Raw genomic sequence first — 8,860 nt, forward strand, 5'->3', positions numbered from 1 at the left:
TACAAAGACACGTTGCAGTAGCCGAAATGGTCATAGAAAAAGCAAAAAGACTTACAGAGCATAAAAAAGATGTTGTTATATTGCTCGATTCAATAACTAGATTAGGTAGAGCTTATAACGCTGTTGTCCCAAGCTCTGGAAAAGTATTAACAGGTGGTGTTGATGCAAATGCTCTTCAGAGACCAAAAAGATTTTTTGGTGCTGCTAGAAATATAGAAGAAGGTGGTTCATTAACAATTATAGCAACTGCATTGATTGATACAGGAAGTAGAATGGATGAGGTGATTTTTGAGGAATTTAAAGGAACAGGAAATAGCGAAACTATATTAGATAGAAAAATATCCGAGAAGAGAATATTCCCTGCAATAGATATAACAAAATCAGGAACAAGAAGAGAAGAGCTTTTATTCGACAAAGCGGATCTTCAAAAGATGAATGTTTTAAGGAGAATAATAGCTCCAATGGGATCCATGGATGCAATTGAATTCATTAATTCAAAATTAAAAAATACTAAAAATAATGGGGAATTTTTTAATTCAATGAATAAGCCTAGCTAATATTTAAATATAATAACTAAATATATCCTAATTCCTTCATTTCTTTATAAAAATTTTCTTCAATATTTTTTACTAATTTTGGATCAAGATTGTTTTGCCAATCTCCTACTATGCCTTTCCTAAAAAACTTCTTCCCACCACCTAATTCCTTGAAACCTTTTTCATTTTCCATTTTACTTAAATTCTTAAATGAGGTGTCTTTAATCGCTTTTCTTATTTTTATTCTATCAATTTTAAATGGAATAAAAGAGCTTAAGTATTCCAGTATTTTATAAAATTCATTATCTGGTTTTTTTATCATATCCTCATATTTTACTAAATGAATGTGTCTACCTTGATAGTGTTTCCAGGAATTATAGTTACTAGACCACGTACCTAAAATTGATATTTTAAACCCTTTATTTAAATTTTTATCGTAAAATTCATAATTTTGCATATTATTCATATTTGAAACTGCTTCTTCATGACTAATGTTAAAGTGATCTGCATTTGATAAAGCAACATCTCTAGGATCTCTCACAATATAAATTCCACCTATGGTATTCTCAGTGTTTGTAAATGGAAAACCATTAATATTAAAGTTTCCGTTGTGTGTTTTTAATAAATTAACTCTATTATTAAGGTTAATATAATCTTGAATACTTAACCAATTTTTAACAATTTGCTCAAATTCAAAGTAATTAATTTTGTTTTTTTCAAGCATATCAATATTAGGAAAAGTTTTTGCTTCAAATTCATTGTCACCTTCTTGGTTAATTGAAAATTCAGTTTTATCAGATAAAAAGTATGCTCTTAGAAATAATCTTAGCCATGTATTTCCACTTTTTGGATAAGAAGCGAGCCAAATGATCATGTTACATTTATCGATATCTATTCAATATTTTCAAGTTATAATATTCAGATGACAATTTATGCTTTATCTTCTGGAATCGGGACATCAGGCATTGCAGTTGTAAGAATTTCAGGACCAGATGCCAAACTGGTGATTGAAAAATTGACAAGTGGTCCTTTTCCGCTCCCTAGAATGGCGACCCTTAAAAAAGTAAACAATATCAATAAAACTAGCATGATAGATGAAGGTATAGTCATATGGTATCCAGGTCCTAATAGTTATACAGGAGAAGATATGAGTGAGATACAGGTTCATGGTAGTAGAGCTGTTGTAAATTCGCTTTTAAAATCTATTTCTCAGATAAAAAATTGTAGACTAGCGGAGCCTGGCGAGTTCACTAAGATAGCTTTAAGAAATGGAAAGATAGATTTATTAAAAGCGGAAAGTATTGGAGATTTAATATCAGCTGAAACAGATATACAAATGCAGCAAGCACTGAAAATTATTGCGGGCAACAATCTAAAAAAATTTGAGCAATGGAGAAGTGATCTTTTACAAATATTATCAAATGTTGAGGCAAAAATTGATTTTCCAGAGGAAGATTTGCCTGCTGATATAATAAAAAAGATTAGAATTAAATCACAGAATATTATTCATGAGATTGAAAAAAATTTAAATGATAAAAAGGTCGGCGAGATTATAAGAGAGGGTTTTAGAATAGCAATTATAGGACCACCTAATGTTGGAAAGTCGTCATTATTAAATTATCTTTCAAATAGAGATGTTGCAATAGTATCCTCAGCAGCAGGAACCACAAGAGATGTTATTGAAACCCATTTAAATATTGAGGGATTCCCAGTTATAATTTCTGATACAGCCGGAATTAGAGATGCTAGAAATGAAATAGAGAGAAAAGGAATAAAACTTTCATTAAAAAAAGCCGACGAGTCAGATCTCAATATCATAATGATAGAGGCTAAAAGTAAGGAAAATCAACGCTTTTTGGATAGTTACGCATCTGATAAAGCTTTATTAGTAGTAAATAAGGTGGATAGTAAATCTAACAGAATATCCTCTAAACTTAAAAAGCTTAATCCAATTTTACTATCAATTAAAAAACAAAAAAATATTAATAAGTTAATTAATTCAATTAAACAAAAAATCAAAAATCAATTTAAGGGTACTGAAAATATTTTAATTACGAGGGAAAGACATAGAAAAAACTTAGAAGAATGTTTACTCAATTTAAAAAAATTTAATACTAAGAAAAAAGTCGGAGATTTTGATAAAGCAGCTGAGGATTTGAGGCTTGCAACAAGAAGCTTGGGTAAAATTACTGGAAAGGTAGACGTTGAGGACATATTAGATAGTATTTTCAACGATTTTTGCATAGGTAAATGAGGCTAAATTTACTAATATTATAAGCCAGTTCTTGTAAATATTTAATTCATATATAGATTTATACTATGAAAAAAGATTTATCATTTGATGTTGTAGTCATTGGTGGAGGGCATGCTGGTTGTGAGGCTGCCACTGCATCCGCTAGGCTAGGAGTTAACACGGCATTATTTACTCACAACATTGATACTATAGGCGAAATGTCTTGTAACCCTGCTATTGGGGGTCTTGGCAAAGGTCACTTGGTAAGAGAAATAGACGCTCTAGATGGTGTTATGGGAGAAGTAACTGATAAATCAGGTATACAGTTCAGGTTATTAAATAGGAGTAGAGGACCTGCAGTACGCGGGCCTCGAACACAGTCGGACAGATCTCTATATAAAAAATATATGAAAGAAAAACTTGTAAACTATTGTAATTTAAGCATTTTTTCTGATCCTGTAATTAGCTTTATTTTCAACAAAAATGTAATAAATGGTTTTTATACAAAATCAGGTAAAAAAGTTTTATCTAGTAAGATAATACTTACTACAGGGACGTTTTTAAATGGTTTGATACATATAGGTGACGAAAAAATTCCAGCCGGCCGATTTAATGAAAAACCATCTACTGGTTTGAGCGAACAATTAAAAAAATATAGTTTTACGATTGGTAGACTTAAGACAGGAACCCCTCCTAGATTAGATAGCTCTACAATCAACTATCAAAGTCTTGAGGAGCAGCATGCAGATAGTGAACCTTATTTTTTTTCTTTCCTCACTAAAAAAAATATTAATAGGCAAGTTTCCTGCCGTATGACTTACACTAATAAAAAAGTTCATGATATAATTTCTAAGAATATAAAATTAAGCGCCATGTATTCAGGAAGTATCCAAGGTGTCGGACCAAGATATTGTCCTTCAATCGAAGATAAGGTTGTTAAATTTAGTGAAAAGGAAAGGCATCAAATATTTTTGGAGCCAGAAGGTTTAAATGATAATACGATCTATCCAAATGGGATATCTACATCGCTCCCAGAGAAAGTACAGCGTGAAATACTACATAATATCAATGGTTTAGAAGACGTAAAAATTCTACGTCCTGGATATGCTATAGAGTATGACTTTGTTGATCCCAGAGAGCTTTTTTTAACCTTGGAGACAAAAAAAATTAAAAATCTTTATTTGGCGGGGCAAATAAACGGCACAACAGGCTATGAAGAGGCAGCTGCTCAAGGTTTAATTGCTGGAATTAACGCAGGTTTAGCTTTTAAAAAAATGGAGCCATTTATACTAGACAGAGCAGATGCTTATATAGGAGTAATGATAGATGATTTAGTAACCAAGGGAGTTGCTGAGCCTTACAGAATGTTTACCTCAAGGGCTGAATATAGATTAACTCTAAGAGCTGATAATGCAGATATTCGATTGACTGAAAAAGGTATAAAGATTGGTTTGATATCTGATGAGAGAAAACGTCATTTTAAGACAAAATTGAGTAATTTTTCTAAAATTTACAAAAAAATGAATAAATTAAAAATCTCACCATCAAAAATAGAAAAATTCGGTATTAAGATTGCAAAAGATGGAATTTATAGATCAGCAAATGAGGTTTTGAGCCAAAAAGACGTAAAAATGGATAAAATCAGGGAAATTTGGCCTGAAATACCAGTTTTTACAAAGGAAATTGATGAGGCTTTAGAGATAAAAGCTCACTATAAAGGTTATTTAACTAAGCAAACTGCTGATATATTAGCCTTTAAAAGAGATGAAAATCTAAAAATCCCAAAAAATATGGATTATGAGGTTTTATCAGGCTTGTCAAATGAGGTTAAATCAAAATTCAAGAAAATTAGGCCTCAAACAATGGGGCAGGCACTCAGAATAGACGGAATTACCCCTGCAGCAGTATATATTTTGTTGTCACACGTTAAAAGAAAGTCTATTAAGCATATAGCTTGATAGATTCGAAGATATTACAATATTCTGTGCTTGAACCACTAAATGTTTCACGTGAAACATTTGAAGATTTTGAAGAATATAGCTCCCTTATTCTATCTAGAAATAAAAAAATAAACCTTATTGGAAGAGGTACAGAGAAAATCTTAAGACACAGACACATAATAGATAGTGCACAAATAATTGATTTTATTGATAAAAATGAGAAAATATGTTCTGACATTGGTTCAGGCCCAGGTCTTCCTGGTATAGTACTGGCAATTATTATGAAGCATAAAAAAATTTCTATGAAATTTAATCTTTATGAAAAGAGTTTTCGTAAAACAGAATTTTTGAATGAGGTAATTAATAAATTTAATTTAAACGCTGAGGTTTTTCAGAAAAATATTTTTGAAGAAAAAAATTTGGTTACGGACACATTAGTATCAAGAGCCTTCAAGCCACTACCCACAATTCTTGATTTAGTCAGTAACAATTTTAAAAAATTAAATAGCATAATTTTATTCCTAGGCAAAAGCGGAAAAGAGTATTTGCCAAATTGTATGAGGACCTGGAACTTTGAGTACAAGGAAAAAAAGAGTTTAACAAATCCGGAGTCAAAAGTTATTAAAATTTATAATTTAAAAAAAAAATGAAATCAAAAATAATTTCAATTATCAATCAAAAGGGAGGGGTTGGCAAAACAACAACAGTAATAAATTTAGCTGCTGGGCTATCATTACAAAATAAAAAAGTACTTGTTATCGATCTTGATCCACAAGGCAATGCCACAACAGGGCTAGGCTTGTCTAATTTAGAAAATTCTGAAAGCAGTATTTATAGTGTTTTAAATGGAGAAAAAAAAATTATTGATGTTATTAAAAAAACTAATTTCGAAAATCTAGAAATTATTACTTCAAATGTTGATCTTTCTGGGTTAGAGGTAGAAACAGCGGGCGATAACAGAAGAGCCTTTATTTTAAAAGATCAATTAACCGCTTATTTAAACGATTCTAGGGCAGAGTACTCCCACATTCTGATTGACTGCCCACCATCACTGAGTTTGCTTACAATCATGGCACTAGTTGCTTCAAACTCACTAATCGTTCCATTACAGACTGAGTTTTTTGCTTTAGAGGGTGTAACTCAGCTCATTAAAACTATAGAAAGAATAAAGTCTAACTTGAATCCTGCGCTTGTAATTCGTGGTATCTTGTTAACTATGTACGATAAGAGAAATAAGCTTTCCTCACAAGTAGAAAAAGAGGCAAGAGATTATTTTAAGGAGCAAGTATACGAAACCATAGTTCCAAGAAATGTAAGATTGTCTGAAGCACCATCGCACGGTATCCCAGTATTAATATACGATAAAACATGTCCAGGTAGTAAATCGTATTTTAGTTTTACCGAGGAGTTTTTAAATCAAGAAAACAAATTTGAGAGTGCAGCATAATGAATCCATTTAAATCAAAAAAGGGTTTAGGCAGAGGATTATCATCTTTAATTGGAGATTCAAAAATTAACTCCACAAACAACAAACTTCTTATTAGTGACGTTGTTCGTAGTAAATTACAACCAAGAAAAAATTTTGATAAACAATACTTGGAAGATCTTACAAACTCTATAAAAGAGAGAGGTGTTGTTCAGCCAATTATAGTTAGAAAATCAAAAGATATTAGTGGCAAGTATGAAATTATAGCTGGCGAAAGAAGATGGTTAGCATCTCAAAATGCTGGCTTGAATGAAATACCATCAATAATAATCGAGGCTGACGATCTTAAATCTCTGGAATTTGCGATAGTTGAAAATGTACAACGTCATGACCTTAATCCTATTGAAGAAGCAAATGGGTATAAAAAATTAATGGATGATTTTGGTTATGACCAGGATAAAGTTGCTAAATTTATAGGGAAAAGTCGTGCTCATATAGCCAATTGTTTGAGACTTTTATCATTACCAGATAACGTTATTCAGCTGGTAGAGACAAACAAGCTTTCCCAAGGACATGCTAAGATACTTGTTGGTTTGGAAAATTGTTTTGTTATTGCAAAAAAAATAATAGATAAAAAATTATCAGTTCGTCAGTCCGAAAATCTTGTAAGACTTTTTAAGAACAAATCTAACAGAAAAATTTCTTTAAAGTCCGCAAATATAAAAGATTTAGAAAATATTTTAAAAGATAAATTAGGTATCAGAGTTTTGATAAATAATAAAAAAAATAATCGTGGCTCCATTAGTTTTGAGTACAAAGATTTAGATCAATTAAATAGGATAATTGAGATAATAAAGTCTAACTATTAGTTTTTGTCTGAGAAATAATGAAATCATAAAGAATATTCATAGCATTTGAATTATGTTTTTTTATGGAAAGTTCTATTTCTCCCAATTTAAACATGAGTTTTCTAATCTTATCTAAATCCCACTCCTTCATTTGTGATCTTACTAATTCCTTATCTTTCCAGAAAATAGGCGGTTTATAATTTGAGATAATATTATCAATATTTGGATTTTTGGTTTGATTTTCTTTTAAAACTACTAGTCGTTTTACCTTAAATAACATTGTTCTAATTATTGCTATGCAGTCTTCGTAAGAATAATTATTTTCATTAAGGATATTAGTAGTTTTCTTCAAATTTTTATTTAAACAATGATCACTTAATTCAGAATAAGTAAAGTTGTCTGCAAGATTTGTTAATTTAACTATTTCTTCAGCTGTAACTTTATTCTTTATTTTAATTAAACTTTCAATTTTTAATAGTTCGTTTTTAAGATTTTTTCTATCCCCTCTACATCTCTCGGCTATTATATTTATATTTTCTTGAGAAATAGGAATTTTATGCTTTTTGAAAAAATTATTAGCTAGAGTTGTAAGTGCCAAAGTATCATCAGCATAAAAAGGTATACAAACCAAATTTTTCGATTTTTCAAATTTACTTCTCATTTTTGATTTTTTATCTAGGACACCAGCGTTAATAACAATTTTTATATCTTCGTAATTTTTATCTAATAAATTTTCAATTATTGAAAAAAACTTGTCCGTGGCTCTATTGATAATTAATACCTTTTTATTTTCAAATAAAGATACATTATTTAATTCTGAGAAAATTATATCTGGATTATTAATTATTTCCTCTGAATCGTATTTAAGAACATTTTCACGAAAGTTGTTGATTATGATATCTGTTATTTCTTTTTTTAAACCTTCGTTTTCACCGTACAGTAAAAAAAAACTTTGCTTATTTGGATATAAGTTTTTTACCTGGAAGGTTTTGATAATCATTATTTTTTAACAGTATAACCAATATTTCCTTTTAAAGAAGCATTTGATTTGTTTACTGAAATGCTTTGTAAATAGATTAATAGGTCCTCAATTATTTTTTCTGTTAAATTTTCTTTTAACGAGTCCTCATATTTTTTAAGATTAAATTTATTTTCGTTATTATTATAGTTAATTGCCTCAGAAAAAACTTTGCTTTGCTCGATACCACTCTCACTAATTAAATTAATCTTAACATAAATACTTAAATTAAAAACATTCGGGTTTCCTTGTTTATCTTTAGAGGCAGTTTTTTTTTCAAATTTTGAGTCTATCTCTAAATTTAAATTATCAGCATTTGTATTACTACTCAAATGTCCTAGCCTATTCTTAATTTGTCTTCCTATATTTTGATCATTTAAAATTTTAATTTGTGTCACGTTAAAATTTAAATTTTTATTTGAATAAATAGTCTGGTATCCGCACTGAGATAAAAATATTAAGATTGTAAAAAAAAATATTTTGTTTTTTATCATTTTGTTAAAATATTAATTAATCTATTCTTTACGAAAAAAACTTTATTAATTTCTTTTTCCTCGAAAATTTTTCCCATTTTAGCGTCTTTTTTAATTTGATCCATCAAAGTTTTTTCATCGATGTCTTTAGTTGCAGATAGTATTGCTTTTTTTTTACCATTAATTTGAATTACAAATTCAATATTCTCAACTTCTAGCAACTTTTTATCAATATCGGGCCATGATTGGAAAACTTCACAATCTAGGCTTTCTAGACACTCAAAAATAATATGTGGCAATATAGGAGAAAATACTGTTAAAATTTTTTTATAGTTTTCTTTTAGATTATTTTTTATATAGAGATCTGTCCGACTGTGTTCGAGGCC

The 8,860-nt window shown here is 29.6% G+C and carries 10 protein-coding genes; 6 read left to right on the plus strand and 4 right to left on the minus strand.

Annotation, left to right across the window (positions count from 1 at the left end; genetic code table 11):
- The coding region (gene rho, locus AMN73_RS00795; protein ID WP_075534412.1) for a transcription termination factor Rho at positions 1 to 557 on the plus strand (557 nt) is incomplete at its 5' end.
- A 16-nt stretch (positions 558 to 573) separates the two neighbouring features.
- Here the strand turns inward: rho and AMN73_RS00800 are convergent.
- Positions 574 to 1,410, minus strand: a complete 837-nt coding sequence (locus AMN73_RS00800) for a sulfotransferase domain-containing protein (protein ID WP_075534413.1) — start codon at positions 1,408 to 1,410, stop codon at positions 574 to 576.
- A 48-nt stretch (positions 1,411 to 1,458) separates the two neighbouring features.
- Here AMN73_RS00800 and mnmE point away from each other — a divergent pair, with 48 nt between their 5' ends.
- From mnmE to AMN73_RS00825, 5 genes are all read left to right on the plus strand, one after another.
- The gene (mnmE, locus tag AMN73_RS00805) at positions 1,459 to 2,790 is read left to right on the plus strand and encodes a tRNA uridine-5-carboxymethylaminomethyl(34) synthesis GTPase MnmE (RefSeq protein ID WP_075534414.1); all 1,332 of its coding nucleotides are present in this window, start codon (positions 1,459 to 1,461) and stop codon (positions 2,788 to 2,790) included.
- Positions 2,791 to 2,855: 65 nt separating this feature from the next.
- The gene (gene mnmG / locus AMN73_RS00810) at positions 2,856 to 4,727 is read left to right on the plus strand and encodes a tRNA uridine-5-carboxymethylaminomethyl(34) synthesis enzyme MnmG (protein ID WP_075534415.1); all 1,872 of its coding nucleotides are present in this window, start codon (positions 2,856 to 2,858) and stop codon (positions 4,725 to 4,727) included.
- Positions 4,724 to 5,359, plus strand: coding sequence for a 16S rRNA (guanine(527)-N(7))-methyltransferase RsmG (rsmG, locus tag AMN73_RS00815; RefSeq protein WP_082254563.1), 636 nt, complete (start codon positions 4,724 to 4,726; stop codon positions 5,357 to 5,359). The genes mnmG and rsmG overlap by 4 nt, the downstream gene beginning before the upstream one ends.
- Complete coding sequence (locus tag AMN73_RS00820) at positions 5,356 to 6,156, plus strand: ParA family protein (protein WP_075534416.1); 801 nt, start codon at positions 5,356 to 5,358, stop codon at positions 6,154 to 6,156. The genes rsmG and AMN73_RS00820 overlap by 4 nt, the downstream gene beginning before the upstream one ends.
- Positions 6,156 to 7,004, plus strand: a complete 849-nt coding sequence (locus AMN73_RS00825; protein WP_075534417.1) for a ParB/RepB/Spo0J family partition protein — start codon at positions 6,156 to 6,158, stop codon at positions 7,002 to 7,004. Before AMN73_RS00820 ends, AMN73_RS00825 begins: the two co-directional genes overlap by 1 nt.
- On the opposite strand, the gene holA is transcribed toward AMN73_RS00825, so the two are convergent.
- The 3 genes from holA to AMN73_RS00840 all read right to left on the minus strand — a co-directional run.
- Positions 6,994 to 7,983 carry a DNA polymerase III subunit delta gene (holA, locus tag AMN73_RS00830; RefSeq protein WP_075534418.1) on the minus strand — a complete coding sequence of 330 codons (990 nt, stop codon included), beginning with the start codon at positions 7,981 to 7,983 and terminating at the stop codon, positions 6,994 to 6,996. The two genes, AMN73_RS00825 and holA, sit on opposite strands and share 11 nt — an antisense overlap.
- Positions 7,983 to 8,495: a hypothetical protein gene (locus AMN73_RS00835; RefSeq protein WP_075534419.1), complete on the minus strand. Its 513-nt coding sequence runs from the start codon at positions 8,493 to 8,495 to the stop codon at positions 7,983 to 7,985. Before AMN73_RS00835 ends, holA begins: the two co-directional genes overlap by 1 nt.
- On the minus strand, positions 8,492 to 8,860 hold a 369-nt coding region (locus tag AMN73_RS00840; RefSeq protein WP_143323181.1), incomplete at its 5' end, for a class I tRNA ligase family protein. The genes AMN73_RS00840 and AMN73_RS00835, both read right to left, overlap by 4 nt.

This window comes from Candidatus Pelagibacter communis (assembly GCF_001179965.1).
GTDB lineage: Bacteria > Pseudomonadota > Alphaproteobacteria > Pelagibacterales > Pelagibacteraceae > Pelagibacter.